The organism is Paenibacillus jepli, assembly GCF_047238105.1.
Lineage (GTDB): Bacteria > Bacillota > Bacilli > Paenibacillales > Paenibacillaceae > Paenibacillus_D.
In genome coordinates this window covers 6,064,242-6,080,560 of sequence record NZ_JBDFMD010000001.1, presented here as the reverse complement: position 1 = coordinate 6,080,560, position 16,319 = coordinate 6,064,242, and the positions used below count along the sequence as shown (strand labels likewise).

The 16,319-nt window shown below is 55.6% G+C and carries 14 protein-coding genes and 1 pseudogene; 5 read left to right on the top strand and 10 right to left on the bottom strand.

Annotated elements, in window-relative coordinates:
- Positions 1-34: 34 nt before the first annotated feature.
- A complete protein-coding gene (fumC, locus tag ABC336_RS25675) occupies positions 35-1,426 on the bottom strand; it encodes a class II fumarate hydratase (protein WP_413241360.1) in 1,392 nt (463 codons plus the stop codon).
- 213 nt (positions 1,427-1,639) lie between these two features.
- Here fumC and ABC336_RS25670 point away from each other — a divergent pair, with 213 nt between their 5' ends.
- The gene (locus tag ABC336_RS25670; protein WP_413241359.1) at positions 1,640-1,948 is read left to right on the top strand and encodes a winged helix-turn-helix transcriptional regulator; all 309 of its coding nucleotides are present in this window, start codon (positions 1,640-1,642) and stop codon (positions 1,946-1,948) included.
- Between the two features lie 215 nt (positions 1,949-2,163).
- Entirely contained in the window at positions 2,164-3,303 is a 1,140-nt protein-coding gene (locus ABC336_RS25665; protein WP_413241358.1) for an acyltransferase, read from the top strand.
- 169 nt (positions 3,304-3,472) lie between these two features.
- Here the strand turns inward: ABC336_RS25665 and sdhB are convergent, their stop codons facing one another.
- The 3 genes from sdhB to ABC336_RS25650 are packed head-to-tail and all read right to left on the bottom strand — an operon-like array spanning position 3,473 to position 6,710.
- Positions 3,473-4,237: a succinate dehydrogenase iron-sulfur subunit gene (gene sdhB / locus ABC336_RS25660; protein WP_413241357.1), complete on the bottom strand. Its 765-nt coding sequence runs from the start codon at positions 4,235-4,237 to the stop codon at positions 3,473-3,475.
- 2 nt (positions 4,238-4,239) lie between these two features.
- Positions 4,240-6,000 carry a succinate dehydrogenase flavoprotein subunit gene (gene sdhA, locus ABC336_RS25655; protein WP_413241356.1) on the bottom strand — a complete coding sequence of 587 codons (1,761 nt, stop codon included), beginning with the start codon at positions 5,998-6,000 and terminating at the stop codon, positions 4,240-4,242.
- A gap of 41 nt (positions 6,001-6,041) precedes the next feature.
- The gene (locus tag ABC336_RS25650) at positions 6,042-6,710 is read right to left on the bottom strand and encodes a succinate dehydrogenase cytochrome b558 subunit (protein ID WP_413241355.1); all 669 of its coding nucleotides are present in this window, start codon (positions 6,708-6,710) and stop codon (positions 6,042-6,044) included.
- Between the two features lie 258 nt (positions 6,711-6,968).
- Between ABC336_RS25650 and ABC336_RS25645 the strand changes: the two genes are divergently transcribed.
- On the top strand, positions 6,969-7,874 hold the full coding sequence (locus ABC336_RS25645) for a LysR family transcriptional regulator (protein WP_413241354.1): 906 nt from the start codon (positions 6,969-6,971) through the stop codon (positions 7,872-7,874).
- A 92-nt stretch (positions 7,875-7,966) separates the two neighbouring features.
- The gene (locus ABC336_RS25640; RefSeq protein WP_413241353.1) at positions 7,967-9,643 is read left to right on the top strand and encodes a CPBP family intramembrane glutamic endopeptidase; all 1,677 of its coding nucleotides are present in this window, start codon (positions 7,967-7,969) and stop codon (positions 9,641-9,643) included.
- Here the strand turns inward: ABC336_RS25640 and uvrC are convergent.
- Complete coding sequence (gene uvrC, locus ABC336_RS25635; RefSeq protein ID WP_413242609.1) at positions 9,618-11,471, bottom strand: excinuclease ABC subunit UvrC; 1,854 nt, start codon at positions 11,469-11,471, stop codon at positions 9,618-9,620. The genes ABC336_RS25640 and uvrC overlap by 26 nt on opposite strands.
- A gap of 296 nt (positions 11,472-11,767) precedes the next feature.
- Between uvrC and ABC336_RS25630 the strand changes: the two genes are divergently transcribed.
- Positions 11,768-11,914, top strand: a complete 147-nt coding sequence (locus ABC336_RS25630) for a YqzM family protein (RefSeq protein ID WP_413241352.1) — start codon at positions 11,768-11,770, stop codon at positions 11,912-11,914.
- Positions 11,915-12,042: 128 nt separating this feature from the next.
- Here ABC336_RS25630 and ABC336_RS25625 read toward each other — a convergent pair whose 3' ends face one another.
- The 5 genes and pseudogenes from ABC336_RS25625 to dnaI all read right to left on the bottom strand — a co-directional run bounded on the left by ABC336_RS25625 (position 12,043) and on the right by dnaI (position 16,315).
- Complete coding sequence (locus tag ABC336_RS25625; RefSeq protein WP_413241351.1) at positions 12,043-12,249, bottom strand: YezD family protein; 207 nt, start codon at positions 12,247-12,249, stop codon at positions 12,043-12,045.
- A gap of 22 nt (positions 12,250-12,271) precedes the next feature.
- Positions 12,272-13,151 (bottom strand): annotated as a pseudogene (gene cysW, locus ABC336_RS25620) (sulfate ABC transporter permease subunit CysW).
- A 9-nt stretch (positions 13,152-13,160) separates the two neighbouring features.
- Positions 13,161-13,997, bottom strand: coding sequence for a sulfate ABC transporter permease subunit CysT (gene cysT / locus ABC336_RS25615; protein WP_413241350.1), 837 nt, complete (start codon positions 13,995-13,997; stop codon positions 13,161-13,163).
- A gap of 31 nt (positions 13,998-14,028) precedes the next feature.
- Complete coding sequence (locus ABC336_RS25610) at positions 14,029-15,132, bottom strand: sulfate ABC transporter substrate-binding protein (protein WP_413241349.1); 1,104 nt, start codon at positions 15,130-15,132, stop codon at positions 14,029-14,031.
- A gap of 229 nt (positions 15,133-15,361) precedes the next feature.
- On the bottom strand, positions 15,362-16,315 hold the full coding sequence (dnaI, locus tag ABC336_RS25605; RefSeq protein ID WP_413241348.1) for a primosomal protein DnaI: 954 nt from the start codon (positions 16,313-16,315) through the stop codon (positions 15,362-15,364).
- Positions 16,316-16,319: the final 4 nt, after the last annotated feature.

Genomic DNA, 16,319 nt, shown 5'->3' with positions numbered 1-16,319 from the left:
CTGCGACCCGGTCAGCCGGCGTTACAGCTCACAGCTAATCTTGGACAGGACGCACCATTGCTTCCGGACGCACGACGCGGTCGAACATCTCACCGCTGATCAGCCCGCTACTGATCGCTGACTCTCTTAACGTCAATCCTTCGTCATGCGCCTTCTTGGCGATCGTTGCCGCATGCTCATAGCCGATATGCGGGTTCAGCGCAGTGACCAGCATGAGTGATTCATTGAGAAGTGCGGCGATCCGCTCCTCATCCGCCTCGATCCCGCTGGCGCAGTGCTCGTCGAAGGAGCGGACGGCATCTGCGAGCAGTCTTACGGACTGCAGGAAATTGTAGATAATTACCGGCTTGAATACATTCAATTCGAAGTTGCCCTGACTTGCGGCAAATCCGATGGCCGCATCATTGCCCATCACCTGACAGACCACCATCGTCACCGCCTCGCTCTGAGTCGGATTGACCTTGCCAGGCATAATAGAGCTGCCTGGTTCATTGGCCGGAATCCGCAGCTCGCCGATCCCGCAGCGGGGACCGCTGGCCAGCCAGCGGACATCGTTGGCGATCTTCATCAGATCTGCCCCGAGCGCTTTGAGCGCGCCGTGCGCGTAGACCAGCTCATCATGACTGGTTAGCGCATGGAACTTATTGGCCGCGCTCCGGAAGCTCATCCCCGTACGTTCGCTGATCAACTCTGCCGTCAGTTCGCCAAATCCCGGCGGAGCATTCAAGCCTGTGCCGACAGCCGTGCCGCCGATCGCAAGCTCAGATAATTCCAGCTGACTCTGTTGCACCATCCGCGTTGTTTTCTTAAGCATCTGTACCCAACCACTGATCTCTTGACCCAAAGTAAGCGGCGTCGCATCCTGAAGATGCGTGCGTCCAATCTTTATGATATGATCCATGCTTGCGCTTTTGGCTTCCAAAGTGGCTGTCAAACCGGCAAGCGCCGGCAGCAGCTGCTGCTCGATAGCCATATTGGCAGCGATATGCATCGCTGTAGGGAACGTGTCGTTGGAGCTCTGCGAACGGTTGACATGATCATTGGGATGGACAGCGCCACTTTTGCCCGTCTCTTCCAACAGTTGAGTAGCCCGCCGCGCGATCACTTCATTCAGATTCATATTCGTCTGTGTACCGCTTCCGGTCTGCCACACTGACAGCGGGAACTCTGCTTCCCGGCGTCCGTCCAAAATTTCCTCAGCCGCTGCCGAGATAGCCTCTGCAATGTCGGCATCCAGCGTATGAAGCTTCCGGTTCGCCTGGGCGGCGCACAGCTTCAATATCGCCATCGCATGGATCAGTCCGTCCGGCATCCGCTCCGTGCCGATTTGGAAGTTGTGCCGGCTTCTTTCGGTCTGCGCTCCCCACAGCCGTTCCGCCGGCACGCCGATCTCGCCGATCGAATCCCTTTCCATTCTCTGTTTCATGTTGGACAGCCTCCTTTTCATTCATGCGGATCTCCATCCTTCTAGTCTAAACGTTTGAATTCCAAGGTTCAACTGAACGATCCACGTGTGGTTATCTTTTCTTTAAATAGGTTAGTATATATATTATGAGTAGTTTATATTTTTTTTTGTAAACAGCCTTACCTTTTGGATGATGGCGTGTTACAATACATTGTATAAAGTGGGGTGATATCTGTGGACTATTCAAAAATGTGTCCAAAATATGAATCCGCTGCTGAGATTCTCTGCAAAAAGTGGACGGGTCTTATCATCCGGGTTCTGCTGGACGGTCCAAAACGATTTAAAGAGATGAAAGAACAGATCCCTGATATGAGCGACAAAATGCTTACGGATCGGATGAAAGAGCTCGAAGCCATGGATATCGTCAAACGGACTGTCTATCCCGAGATGCCGGTCCGCATCGAATATGAACTGACCGAGAAAGGCAGGGGACTGGAGCCTATCATCCAATCCATCCAGGGTTGGGGAGAGCATTGGATGTAAGCGCCCTGTCAGCCATACTGCAGTGACCAGCAAGCCCGTACGTCTCTTTCGACGAACGGGTTTTTTGCCGTACGCGGTATCAGAGTATCCGGGGAGACGATATGCGCCCTGCGGTGATAGAAAAAGTGTCAACTGGTTTAAGATAAGGAAGGATGGCCGTTCGTCCGGCAGGCTGCCGGCAGACGGTACTCGATGTCTGAAAGGATGGATGATGCATGTCGATACCAGCCAAGGGACGCCCGATTGTCGAAGAATTCAATCTGCTCCGGGCATTCAGTATTCTTGGCGTGCTTATGGTTCACGCAACGTCTGAAGCCATCGCCATGGTTGAAAAAACGTCTTCCGTCTATCCTGTTTACGTAACACTCAATACCTTTGCCATGTTTTGCGTGCCGGCTTTTATATTTCTGACCGGATTTGTGCTGTTTTACAACTACTACCGCAAGCCAATCAGCGCTTCCATGCTGAAAGCATTTTATTCCAAACGGCTGCTGCAAATCGTCATTCCATACATGCTGATCTCCATCCTGTTTTTCTTTACGAGAAAAGCGCTTAACGACGATCTCGGCCCGTGGCAGGCGATGGTGCCGGAGCTGCTGGAGCGGCTGCTTAACGGGACCGCCTATACTCATTTATATTACATTTTTGTACTGATTCAATTTTATCTGCTCTTCCCCCTGCTCCTGTGGGTGCTGCAGCGTTGGCCCGTACTTGCCCGCTGGTCCATCGTAATCGGTCTGGCAGTGCAGTGGGGATTCTACTATGTGAACAAGCTCTGGCTTGATGTGCCGTCCAAGGGCAGCGTGTCGCTCGCGTACTTCGCCCCTTTCCTGCTCGGCGTATTCGTCGGGATCTACTACGAGCGCATCCAATCGTGGTTCTCCCTGCGTCCGGAGCCGACATCCCGTTCAGCCCGCGCGAAGCTCGGGCAGTTAATCCTGTGGCTTACGTGGCTGGCAGCTTCCGCTGGTTATATCTGGCTGTGGTACGCCAACTACACCGGCTGGATGATTGTCAACTCGACTTGGTACGAGCTGGGATACAACCTGTTTTCGATGACCTCGATCATCGTCCTGACCCAGCTGGCCTATCAATTGTATCGTCATGGTCCTGAGCAGCTGACCAGCGTTCTCCAGCGGCTCGCCGCGTTGTCATTCGGCATCTATCTGATCCACCCGATGCTCCTGCTGCTCTATCGCTCTTTTCCGCCTAGCGAGCTCACTCCGATGGTCTATCACCTCTGGAAGGCCGGCGGCTTCTTCTTTGCTCTCTTGGGCTCCGCGATCCTTCTGGTGGCGCTGTACCGGCTTATCCCTCCGGTCTGGCTTCTGTTTGGTCCACGACCCAAGCTGTAAAACGGACGATACCGGACGGCCTGCCGCCGTCCCCTTGTGGCCAAAGGAAGTATTGACAGATACGATGCCAACGATTATATTGTTAATAATGAGAATCATTTTCAATTGTATCAAAAGAAAAAGCTCCCGACAGTATCGCTTGATACTGCTGAGAGCCATAGCCTATGGTTTACATACCAAGCCATTTCTTGAACATATGCTTCGTCGTATCTTTATTAAGCGCCGCAATCGACGTCGTGAGCGGGATGCCCTTCGGACATGCGCGCACGCAGTTCTGCGAGTTGCCGCAGCCTTCGATGCCGCCATCACTCATCAGCGTCTCCAAGCGCTCCTCCTTGTTCATCTCTCCTGTCGGGTGAGCATTGAACAGCCGGACCTGAGAGAGCGCTGCAGGACCGATGAAGCTGGTGCGGTCGTTGACGTTGGGGCAGGCTTCAAGACAAACGCCGCAGGTCATGCATTTGGACAGCTCATACGCCCATTGACGCTTGGACTCATTCATCCGGGGACCGGGACCAAGATCATAGGTGCCGTCAATCGGAATCCATGCTTTGACGCGCTTGAGCGCCCCGAACATCCGTTCACGGTTGACGATCAGGTCGCGGACGATCGGGAACGTCTTCATCGGGGCCAGCTTGATCGGCTGCTCGAGCTTGTCGATCAGCGCGGTACACGCTTGTCTAGGCTTGCCGTTGACGAGCATGGAGCATGCGCCGCACACTTCCTCCAGACAGTTGGAGTCCCAGCATACCGGAGATGTCGATTGGCCGCCAGAAGTCGTCGGGTTCCGCTGGATCTCCATCAACGCGCTGATGACATTCATATTTGCCCGGTAAGGAATCTCGAATGTCTCTGTGTAGGGCTGGGATTCTGGACTATCCTGACGGGTGATGACCAGCTTGACAGTTTTGTTGGCTACTGCTGTATCCGCCATCTTTATTCTCCTTTCTTCTTCTTGTCGGTCGTATAGTCGCGTTTGCGCGGCGGGATCAGGGAGACATCGATGTCCTCATAAGAGATCTTCGGGCCGTCCTTGGACCACGACGCAATCGTCGTCTTCATAAATTTCTCATCGTCACGCTCTGTGAACTCCGGCTTGTAGTGCGCGCCGCGGCTTTCATCACGGAGCAAGGCACCCTTGGTCATTGCCTCAGACAGCTCAAGCATGTTCCATAGCTGCCTTGTGAATGCGACGCCGGCGTTATTCCAGCTAGCCGTATCGTTCATATTGATCTTCGCGTAGCGCTGCTTGAGTTCCTTGATTTTGTTGATCGTATCTTGCAGCTTGTCATTGTAGCGGACCACCGTCATGTTGTTGGTCATCCACTCGCCAAGCTCCTTGTGCAGCACATAGGCATTCTCTGTACCGTCCATCTTGAGCAGACTGTTGTACTTGTCCGTCTGACGCTTCTTCTCCCGATCGAACACGGACGAAGCGACATCCTCCGAAGATTTGGACAATCCGCGGATATATTCCACCGCTTTTGGTCCTGCGACCATGCCGCCGTAGATCGCCGATACCAGCGAGTTGGCTCCGAGACGATTCGCCCCGTGGAACTGGTACTCGCACTCGCCGGCCGCGAACAATCCCGGGATGTTGGTCATCTGGTTGTAGTCGACCCACATGCCGCCCATGGAATAGTGCACCGCCGGGAAGATCTTCATCGGGATCTTGCGCGGATCGTCGCCCATGAATTTCTCATAGATCTCGATGATGCCGCCGAGCTTGACGTCCAATTCCTTTGGATCCTTATGGGAGAGATCCAGATAAACCATGTTCTCGCCGTTCACACCCAGCTTCATATCCACGCAGACATTGAAGATCTCGCGTGTAGCGATGTCGCGCGGTACCAGATTGCCGTAAGCCGGATATTTCTCTTCGAGGAAATACCATGGCTTGCCGTCCTTGTACGTCCAGATCCGGCCGCCTTCGCCGCGAGCGGACTCGGACATCAGACGCAGCTTGTCGTCGCCGGGGATCGCCGTCGGATGGATCTGGATAAACTCGCCGTTGGCATAGTTGACGCCCTGCTGGTAGACAGCGCTGGCCGCCGTACCGGTATTGATGACCGAGTTGGTCGACTTGCCGAAGATGATGCCGGGACCGCCAGTGGCCAGGATGACCGCATCGGCAGAGACCGCATGTACTTCCATGGACCGCAGATCCTGCGCCGATACGCCGCGGCATACGCCATCGTCGTCGATAACGGCGCCCAGGAATTCCCAATGCTCATATTTGGTTACGAGCCCCGCTGTCTCCCAGCGGCGTACTTGCTCGTCCAGCGCATAGAGCAGCTGCTGGCCGGTCGTAGCGCCGGCAAAGGCGGTCCGGTGATACTTGGTGCCGCCGAAACGGCGGAAGTCGAGCAAGCCCTCAGGCGTCCGGTTGAACATAACGCCCATCCGGTCCATCAGGTGGATGATGCCGGGTGCCGCGTCGCACATCGCCTTGACCGGCGGCTGATTGGCGAGGAAGTCGCCCCCGTATACCGTATCGTCGAAGTGCTCCCAAGTGGAGTCGCCTTCCCCTTTTGTATTGACTGCGCCGTTGATGCCGCCTTGCGCACACACCGAGTGAGAACGCTTTACAGGGACGATCGAGAACAGATCGACATGCATCCCCGCTTCGGCTGCCTTGATGGTCGCCATCAAGCCTGCCAGGCCGCCGCCAACGACGATTACTTTATTTTTAGCCATTGTCTATTCGCTCCTTGTCTTCCAGTTAAGCTGTGGATTGGTTATAGGTGCCGTAGAATGTCCAGCGCTGCCGAAGCTTCCTTGAACTCATCGCCCCGGAACGCAGCCAGCGACATCATGAACATGGCGGACACGATGACGAATACGACCATCCATACATAGGAGGAAATGCGCTGTGCCTTCGGGCCGACTGTGATGCCCCAGCTCACAAGGAATGCCCACATGCCGTTGGCAAAGTGGAACACGGCTGCAAGTACGCCAATGGTATACAGAACGAAGAACAGATTGTTGACTGAAATCAAATGCATGACGCCGCCCAGCTCTTCATGTCCCACTTCCCCGATGGCCACTTGAAAACGAGTTTGGTAGACGTGCCATACGATGAAGATAAACGTGATGACGCCGGTGATGCGCTGCAAAGTGAACGCCCAGTTCCGGCCATACGAGAATTGTCCGGTATTGCTGTTGGACTGGTAAGCGATGTAGAGCCCATATACCCCATGGAACAACAGCGGGAGGAAGATGAACACCAGCTCAACGAGCCATACGAGCGGCAGGCTGTTAATCAGACTTACTGCGCTGTTGAACCGTTCCGGCCCCCCTTCAAAAGCCGCAAAATTCGTCAGCATGTGTGAAATGATGAACAAACTAAGTGGAATCACCCCGAGCAAGGAATGAATCCGGCGAGCGTAATACGAATTTCCCTTCATGACATTTGTGTTCTCCTTTCCAGACTCAAACGTACATTTGTAAACAACGTATTCCATTTTACTCCTGACCCCATAAAGCGTCAACAAAAACCGCCACCACATGACACAACTTAGTCACACTTTCCATGGTACTCCTTTTTCGCTTATAATGGAATTGCTTATTTAGTATAATATCTTATAACTTGTGGTTATATGTATGCGTCAACATCATATTTATTGCTGTGCGTTCAAAAAGGGTCATTCGAGAGGAGTTTCGCAGTGTTAGAACAGATGCATATCTTCGCCACCGTAGTCGAACAGTCGAGCCTTAATAAAGCCTCGGCTTTGTTAAATTTGTCACAACCCGCACTCTCGCGCAAAATCGCCAAGCTCGAGGAGGAGCTGGATGTGGAACTGTTCCGCCGCGTCGGCAAGCGGCTGGAGCTGACGAGCGTCGGCCAGCTTACCTACCAGTTCGCCAAGGAGCTGCGGACGCTCGAGCTCGCTTATATGCAATCCGTCGCCGAATTCCGCCACACGGAACGTCGGCAGCTGACGATCGGCGCCTCCCTGACGACGCTGCAGACGACGTTGCCGGATCTCATCCAGGTATTGACACGGGTCAGCCCGGAGCTGGAGATCAAGGCCGTCACCGGCAAGACGCATGAGATCGTCTCGCTGGTCAGGGACAAACGGGCGGATCTGGGACTAGTCGCTTCTATAATAGACGAGAGGAATCTCAACTGCGTCCCGCTGTTTGAAGATCATCTGCAGCTGGTGTTGCCCAAAAACCTGCTGGTCACCGACAAATCCGTCCCGGAGATCGGCATCCTCGACGGCCTGCCGATGATCCTGTTCTCCAAAGGCACCTGGTACCGCGTGCTTACCGACGAGCTGTTCCAGACCTATCGGATTACCCCCGATGTCCGGATGGAGATCGATTCCTTCGAGGCCATCCTGAGGCTGCTCTATACGTGCCGGGCGGCAACCCTTCTGCCGCAATCGTATCTGCGCGCCCAACTGCTCGAAGACAATGAGCTGACCCTGCTGCCGATCCGCGAGCTCGTGCAGGCCCGGCGGACTACGACACTGATCTACTCCCCGGATGATCAGCAGTACGGCGCCTCGATGCGGCTGTGGCTGGATGAGATCAAAATCCACTTTACCCGCAGTACCGTTCGGTAAAGGGAGCACAAGCGGCTGGCATTGGTGTCAGCAGTCATGAATATGGTAAGGTTAACGATAATATCCCAAATTCCAAAACCAGAGGTGCAAATATGAACTCACACCGTATCGAACCCCCGTGGCAGCGGCTGCTCGTCTTCAGCATGATCAGCCTGGCGATTTACTTGCTGCTGCAGATCGTACCCCAGACCGCTGCCACCTTCTTCAGCACTAGTGCTCCCCAGGTGATGGATAAGGCCGACGCCGAGCAGCGCGCCGTCACGTTCGTCAAGGAGCGGTTCGGTGCTGTGGTGGCGGAGCCGCATGCCCTGCATCAGACCGATCGTCTGCTGAACGGCTATTTGTCCAAAGAAAAGCAGCTCGAAGCCTATGACGAGCAATACGGCGCCCAATTCCCGCCGGACACGTATCAGGTAGAGGTGCGTACGCCGCATGAGCTGAGCGGCAAGCAGGATATCTTCTATTATGTGTATCTACATATGGAATCGGGCGAGGTGGTTGCCTGGAATCGTCTGGGCGGGACGCCCGAAGGGGAGGCTCTCGTCACCAGGACGGAAGAGGCCATCGCAAATGCCGTGGAATTGGCCGTACGCCAAGGGTTCATGGAAGAAGAACTGGCACCGCGCGGGATGCTCGACCGGGAAGGCTTCGCGATCCTGGACGTCACCGGCAGCACGATCGGCGAAGCCAAGCTCGAGCTGCGCATCCGCTCGGCAGTCTCGGAGGAGGGCGAGCTCTTGGCAGTCGGCTACAAGCCGGTTTTCGTGCCGCCAAGTGACTACATTACCTATGTCAACGGCCAGGACAAACTCGGCTCCTTGCTAACACTAATCGGCTATCTCGGCATGACTATCGTGCTGTTTATCCTCTCGATCGTCTATGCCGCGCTCTATCGGCGCCATACGTCGTTTGTCCGCGGGTTGTTCCTGACCGGTTTCTTCTTGATCTTCTATATCATCAGCAATCTCAATATGCTCGACGGCGTACGCGCGGGTCTGGGCGAAGATCCCGACTCCGGCCTCTTTGCGATCGCCGGCATGGTCGTGACGATCTTGCTGTCAGTAGCGATGGCGGCTTCCGTCTACTTTGCCCTGATCGCTGGCGACGGGCTATGGCGGGCTGAGGGCCGCAATCTGTGGCCGCGGTTCGGCGAGCCCGGATACGGCGCGCATGTATGGCGCAGCATGAAGCTGTCCTATCTGTGGGCTTTCATCCTGCTGGGCCTGCAGACGCTGATCTTCCTGCTGCTGGAGCAGGGATTCGGCACTTGGACAACGTCGGATGCGGCAAGCTCTGTCTATAATCTCAGCATGCCGTGGCTCTACCCGATGCTCGCCTGGTGCGCAGCCATCTCGGAGGAAGCCGTCTATCGCCTGTTCGGCATCGGTTTGCTGCGCAAATGGTTCAAAAATCTGTTCGTCGCTTCCCTGATTCCGACCGTCATCTGGGCGCTCGGACACGTCTCGTATCCCTTCTACCCTGCGACAACGCGGCTGATCGAGCTGACTGTGCTAGGGCTGTTGTTCAGCTACATTTTCCTGAAGTACGGCTTCCTCACGGCCGTCTTCACGCACGCGATCGTCAACAGCATCATGATGTCGCTCATGCTGATCTTCCTCGGCGAGCCGATCAACGTCACTGCCGGGATCTTTTACATCCTCCTGCCGGTGCTGGTCGCCTGGGTGATGCGCTGGTGGTCGGAGCATCGAGGGGATTCCCACAAAGAAAAAGAAGAACCGCAGGTTACGGTTCCTCCCTCAATGCCGTGATGATCTGAGCGGCCAGTTTCTCGCCGATCGACAGAGGCTTGAAGTCTTCGACTTCGGCCTCTTTTATTTTCTTCAGCGAGCCGAAGTGCTTGAGCAGCTGCTTGCGCCGCTTCTCGCCGATGCCCGGAATCGCATCGAGCCGGGAGGCGACCATCGACTTGGCTCGCGTCTCGCGGTGGAAGGTGATGGCGAAGCGGTGCACCTCGTCCTGGATGCGCTGCAGCAGATAGAACTCCTGACTGTCGCGCGGCAACGGCACGACCTCGGCCGGATCGCCCACCATCAGTTGGGCCGTCTTGTGCTTGGCGTCTTTGACCAGCCCGCAGACGGGAATCTGCAGGCCGAGCTCATCCTCCAGCACTTCGATCGCCGCCGAGATCTGGCCTTTGCCGCCGTCGACGACGATCAGGTCGGGCGGCGTCAGCCCCTCCTTGAGGACCCGTTCATAACGGCGGCGGATGACCTCGCGCATCGTGCCATAATCGTCGGGACCTTTGACGGAACGGACCTTGTACTTGCGATATTCCTTGCGGTCGGGCTTGCCGTCTGTGAACACGACCATCGCCGAGACCGGATCCGTGCCCTGGATATTGGAATTGTCGAACGCTTCGATCCGTCTGACCTGCGGCAGGCCGAGCCACTCGGCCAATCCGGCTGCGGCCTTGACGCTGCGCTCCTCGTCGCGCTCGATCAGCTTGAACTTCTCCTCCAGCGACATGAGCGCATTTTTCCGCGCCATATCGACAACTTCCTTCTTGCGGCCTTTGCGCGGGACGACGACCTTCACCTTGAGCCATGTCTGCAGCACGGCACCGACATCCTCAGCCGCCTGCTCCGCTCCCGCTTCCGCTGCTGCGGCTTCCGCCTCAGCCGGCTGCTCCGGCAGGAAGATCTCCTTGGGCAGCGCCGGGTTGTCGCTGTAATACTGCGTGACGAAGGTCATGAAGTCGCTGTACTCGGTGCCGTAATACGGGAAGGTCGTGGCATGGCGCTCGATCAGCTTGCCCTGGCGCATATAGAGAATCTGGACGCACATCCACCCCTTGTCTGTCGCATAGCCAAAGACGTCGCGGTCGAGGCTGTCCGCCATCGTGATCTTCTGCTTCTCCATCACCGCTTCGATCGCCACGATCTGGTCGCGGTACTCCTTGGCCCGCTCGAACTCCAGCGCCTCCGCCGCTTCGGCCATCTTCTGCTGGAGCTGGGCTTTGACGACATCCTGACCGCCGCTGAGGAACCGCGAGATATCCTGGATCATCTCGTCGTATACCGACTGCTCGACAGGATATTCGCAAGGCGCCAGACACTGCCCCAGATGATAGTAGAGACATACCTTGTCCGGCAGCGTCTTGCACTTGCGCAGCGGATAGAGGCGGTCCAGGAGCTTTTTGGTCTCCTGGGCAGCATAGGCGTTGGGATAAGGTCCGAAGTACTTGGCCTTGTCCTTGACGATGCGCCGGGTCACCTCGAGCTTGGGATGCTTTTCATTGGTAATCTTGATGTACGGAAACGACTTGTCATCCTTGAGCAGCACATTATAACGGGGATGATACTGCTTGATCAGATTGCACTCGAGGATGAGCGCCTCCATATTGCTAGAGGTGACGATATATTCAAAGTCGCGGATCTCCGACACCAGCCGCTGCGTCTTGCCGTTATGGCTGCCGTTAAAATAAGAGCGTACGCGATTTTTGAGCACCTTGGCCTTGCCAACATAAATGATCGTCCCCTGGCCGTTCTTCATCAGATAGCAGCCGGGTTGGTCGGGCAGCAGCGCCAGCTTGCCGCGGATCAGTTCTTCCGCCGCTTCACGGGTCGGCCCTTCCATATGCGTCGGCTTCGTCCCTTCCGTGTCGGAGGCGCTTTCCCGGGCTTGCTCCTCCCGGATGTCTGGCTTGTCTGTCATACGCTTACCTCCTATAATACGAACATATAGTCTTATTGTAGCATATGTAGAGCACTCTAGGCATCCCGCCGCCTCACAATTGTCACGAAGCTCATCTTTACATTTATCCTGCGGTTTGGGTATACTAGGAGAAAGTGAGTTCATCTGCACAGGGGCAAGGATGGAGAGCCGGTCTGACGCCTGCTGCTTCATCGTCATCGAGGAGGTCGTAAGAAGCTATGGAGAATATCAGAGATCCTAGAGAGCATGTAAACGAAGAACCGCGCCATGACTTTAATGACGTAGCCATGGGTGCCGTTGCTATGGGCGGTTTCATGTTTGTCGTATTTACGATTGCTGTCGTTGTCAAATTCATTATTACGTAACATTCCGGCATGCACGAGCCCTTCCGCCCCGCGGAAGGGCTTTTTGCTGCCATAACGGCAACTGCCGGCCTTCCGCAGAGCATGCTCTGGAAAGGCCGGCAGTTGCCGTATTCGTGTACCTCAGGGGGTCACTTCTGAGGGTTCCCTGCGCTCGTCTTGGCAGCGGGGGCCGGAGGCGATGCGGGAGGATTGTCAAATCGCTTGCGCTCGGTACGTTCGATCTGGACGATCCGGCCGTCATGCACCGTAATCAGCACTGAGCCGTATTCCAGCCCGCTCACCTGACCCAGTATTCTCTCTTGCCACACTTCATCAATCTCCAATGGTTTTGCCATGCTGATCTCCTCCATCCTGTAGCTAGTGCGCTTCTTTAACGGTTTCGCGGTGGGATTTCCATTCGATGAATGATTTCATGATCAGGGTGAATACGGCCAGCAGCACCAGCAGCGATGCTGCCGCGAACGACGCCGAAAACTGATATTCGTTGTACAAAATCTCAACATGCAGGGGCAGCGTATTCGTCTGGCCCCGGATATGGCCCGAGACGACCGAGACGGCACCGAATTCCCCCATCGCTCTCGCATTACAAAGGATCATGCCGTAGAGCAGTCCCCATTTGATATTGGGCAGCGTGACTCGCCAAAAAATCTGCCATCCCTTCGCACCAAGCGTTACCGCCGCTTCCTCTTCGTGCGGGCCTTGAGCCTGCATCAGCGGGATCAATTCCCTCGCTACGAAGGGAAAGGTGACGAAGGCCGTCGCCAGGACAATGCCCGGCAGCGCAAAAATAATCTGAATATTGCGGTCGTCCAGCCAAGGTCCGAAGTAGCCTTGAGCGCCAAACAGCAGAACGAAGATCAGACCGGCAATGACCGGCGATACGGCAAAAGGCAAGTCGATCAGCGTCACTAACAGCTGCTTGCCCCGAAACCGGAACTTGCTGATCGCCCAGGCCGCCGAGATGCCGAACAAGGTGTTGATCGGCACCGAGATGACGGCGGCAAGCAGGGTCAAGCGAAGCGCAGACAAAGCATCCGACTCCGTAATTGCAGCGGTGTACATCGGCGCCTCGTTTGAATGCCTCGATAAAGATGGAAACCAGTGGCAGTGCGACAATCAGAAGCATAAAGAGCAGCGCAATGCCGATCAATACCCACTGCACCCATCTCGCTTCATTGCGGTGTCTGGGACGCAGCTGCGGATCTCGTGATAAATGTGCGGTAACCACTCCAGCCATAGCAGCCTCCTATTCCGCAATGACGCGGCGTCCGGACCGCCACTGCAAGTAGTTGATCAGTAACAACAGCAGAAAGGACAACACGAGCATCACAGCGGCGATCGCCGTGGCACCCATATAATCGTATTGCTCAAGCTTGGTCATGATGAGCAGCGGCGCAATCTCCGTCTTCATCGGCATATTGCCCGAGATAAAGACGACAGAGCCGTATTCCCCGATCCCTCGAGCAAATGCCATCGCGAAGCCCGTCAGCAGCGGCGGGATCAATTGCGGCAGGATAACGGAACGGAAGGTGCGGGCCCGGTAAGCGCCTAGCATCGCCGCCGCTTCCTCCGTATCCTGCTCCAGATCCTGGAGAACCGGCTGGACCGTGCGCACGACAAACGGCAGACCGATGAAGATGAGAGCGATCGTAATCCCGATGGGCGAGAAAGCGACCTTGATGCCAAGCGGCTCGAGGTACTGGCCGATCCAGCCATTCGGGGCGTAGATCGCCGTCAAGGCGATACCGGCAACAGCGGTCGGCAGAGCAAACGGCAGATCTACCAGACTGTCCACCAGCCGTTTACCGGGGAACTGGTAGCGTACCAGCACCCAAGCAACGAGTAAACCGAAGATGAGATTAACCAGTGCGGCAAAGAATGCCGTTAAAAAGCTGATCTTATAGGAAGCCAATACCCGGTGAGCTGTTACGGTCTCCCAGAACTCGCCCCAGGACAACCCTGAGGTTTTGATAAATACCGCTGCGAGCGGGATGAGGACCAGCAGTCCCAGGTAAAAGATGGTGAAGCCCATGGATATTCCGAACCCGGGCAGCACGCGACGCGACTTTCTGGAACCTTTCATGTGAAGTCAGCTCCTTTGCTTGCCGTCATGCCTAGGATCCCGGGATATAGATCTTGTCAAAGGTGCCGCCGTCGCTGAAATGCTTTTCCTGCGCGGTCTGCCAGCCGCCGAAATCACCGTCGATGGTGAGCAGCTCAATCTCCTGGTATTGATCTTTGTACTTCTCTGCGATTGCCGGCAGCGTTGGACGGTAGTAGTGCTTGCCCGCGATATCCTGACCTTCCTCCGTGTACAGGTATTGCAGATAAGCTTCTGCTACTTCCCGCGTGCCGCGGTCATCCACAACTTTGTCTACGATCGCTACAGGCGGCTCTGCCAGTATGCTGAGCGACGGCGTGACGATCTCGAATTCTCCCTCGCCGAACTCATCCAGCGACAGCAAGGCTTCATTCTCCCAAGCGAGCAGCACATCGCCGATTTTGCGCTCCACGAAAGTCGTTGTCGATCCGCGCGCACCAGAGTCAAGTACCGGCACATTTTTGAACAGGGCGCTTACGAATTCCTCAGCTTTGGCTTCGTCATTGCCGTTATGCTTCAAAGCATAGCCCCAGGCTGCCAGATAGTTCCAGCGGGCACCGCCGGACGTCTTTGGATTCGGTGTGATCACTTCGATGCCGGGCTGGATCAGATCATCCCAGTCCTGGATGCCACTCGGATTGCCCGCACGAACGAGGAATACGATGGTAGACGTGTAAGGCGAGCTGTTGTTCTCAAATTGCGATTGCCAGTCCGGCTCGATCAGGCCCGGCTCGGTAATCGCATCGATATCATAGCCCAGGGCGAGCGTCACCACGTCGGCCTTTAGCCCATCAATGACCGAACGCCCCTGTTTGCCGGAGCCGCCATGCGATTGTTTGATCGACACGGTCTGACCGGTTTCTTCTTTCCAGTGCTTTGCAAAAGCTTCGTTGAATTCCACATATAATTCCCGAGTCGGGTCATAGGAAACGTTCAGCAGCTCTACCGGCTTCGGCGGGTCTGCTTTCGCTTCTCCGCCTGCTGGAGTCGTTGTCGTCTGTGTAGCGCCGCCGTTCGAGCCCCCTGGCTCTGATGGGCCGCCACCGCCGCATGCGGAGGCAATCACGGCAACAACGAGCAATAACAGCGTCAGACGAGCAGAAACTAATGATTTCATCTTCAAAAACACCCCTTAGCGTTTTTAACAGATTCTTCCTCATTTCTACTCCGGCGGTCCGGTGGCAAAAACTATTCCAATCTGTTTAGTTGGTAATGGATGAATAATACCAGTGACTGGCTGTCTTTGTCAATATAATTAAAAAAAAGGCTTCGTGCGACGTTCGGGAAACGAACGTCAGCGAAGCCTTAACATAAAACTTGTTGCATCTCATAAACAGACGGTAGCGTTAACCGCCCCGCTTGTTCTCCCCGGCGACGACGACAAAGTCGACGAACGGCCGGATCCGGTCCATCAGACGCTGCCCCTTGTGCAGCTCATCCCCGTCCTTGCTCGTAAAGCTGAAATGACGCTCCAGTACATCAAGATTCTGATTGGACGTATAAAAGGTCGGTTTGCGGTTCATCCGGTAGTTCAAGATCGTCCCCAGCACATGATCCCGCACCCAGGGGCTCAGGTTCTCGGCCCCAATATCATCAAATACGAGCAAGTCGGTCTGCTTCATCATCTCGACCGTTTCCTTGATGCGCTGAGGCTCGTTGAACATCGATTTGAGATCCTCTACGAACTCGGGGACATAGACGATGACGCCGGAATAACCGGCCTTGGCCAGTTCGTGGAGCATGTAGCACATCAAAAACGTCTTGCCGGTGCCGAATTTGCCCGCCAGATACAGACCCTTGGTCTGCAGCCCCGACTCCCGCGTCTGGTCGATATAACGCATGATCTGGCCGACCGCTTTGATCCGCTCCGCATCCTTGCGCATGATCTCATCTGCGGAATACCCCTGCTCCAGCGCCCGGTCGTCCACATAAAAGCTGCGTACCCTGCCGCGGATTCGCGATTCCGTCTCCCGCGCCAGCTGCAGCTTGCACGGTACTTTACGATCGTTCAACTGGGGATGCCCGGATGGGCTGTCTACATCCAGCAATGTATAATGGCCTCCGAAATCATTGGGACAGCGGTCCAGCCCCGGGCAGCTGCTGCAATTCCGGTGCTCCTTGACATACTGGTAAACACGATTAAGATTGAGCCTGACCAGCGGTTCATCCACTTCGGGATGCTGCGTGCGCAGCCGCCGCACAAGCGGCTCTGCCATCAGTTCCTGCAGCAGCTCATCCGCTTTCCGCGTCATTTGCCTGCCGCCCGGCCATTGCTTCAACACCTGACTCAGTGATTCCATCTCC

What these genes read in the sequence shown, in the direction of transcription:
- fumC (WP_413241360.1), bottom strand. Translation starts at nt 1,426, where the DNA reads ATGAAACAGAGAATGGAAAGGGATTCGATCGGCGAGATCGGCGTGCCG.
- ABC336_RS25665 (WP_413241358.1), top strand. Translation starts at nt 2,164, where the DNA reads ATGTCGATACCAGCCAAGGGACGCCCGATTGTCGAAGAATTCAATCTG.
- sdhB (WP_413241357.1), bottom strand. Translation starts at nt 4,237, where the DNA reads ATGGCGGATACAGCAGTAGCCAACAAAACTGTCAAGCTGGTCATCACC.
- sdhA (WP_413241356.1), bottom strand. Translation starts at nt 6,000, where the DNA reads ATGGCTAAAAATAAAGTAATCGTCGTTGGCGGCGGCCTGGCAGGCTTG.
- ABC336_RS25650 (WP_413241355.1), bottom strand. Translation starts at nt 6,710, where the DNA reads ATGAAGGGAAATTCGTATTACGCTCGCCGGATTCATTCCTTGCTCGGG.
- ABC336_RS25640 (WP_413241353.1), top strand. Translation starts at nt 7,967, where the DNA reads ATGAACTCACACCGTATCGAACCCCCGTGGCAGCGGCTGCTCGTCTTC.
- uvrC (WP_413242609.1), bottom strand. Translation starts at nt 11,471, where the DNA reads ATGGAAGGGCCGACCCGTGAAGCGGCGGAAGAACTGATCCGCGGCAAG.
- ABC336_RS25630 (WP_413241352.1), top strand. Translation starts at nt 11,768, where the DNA reads ATGGAGAATATCAGAGATCCTAGAGAGCATGTAAACGAAGAACCGCGC.
- ABC336_RS25625 (WP_413241351.1), bottom strand. Translation starts at nt 12,249, where the DNA reads ATGGCAAAACCATTGGAGATTGATGAAGTGTGGCAAGAGAGAATACTG.
- cysT (WP_413241350.1), bottom strand. Translation starts at nt 13,997, where the DNA reads ATGAAAGGTTCCAGAAAGTCGCGTCGCGTGCTGCCCGGGTTCGGAATA.
- ABC336_RS25610 (WP_413241349.1), bottom strand. Translation starts at nt 15,132, where the DNA reads ATGAAATCATTAGTTTCTGCTCGTCTGACGCTGTTATTGCTCGTTGTT.
- dnaI (WP_413241348.1), bottom strand. Translation starts at nt 16,315, where the DNA reads ATGGAATCACTGAGTCAGGTGTTGAAGCAATGGCCGGGCGGCAGGCAA.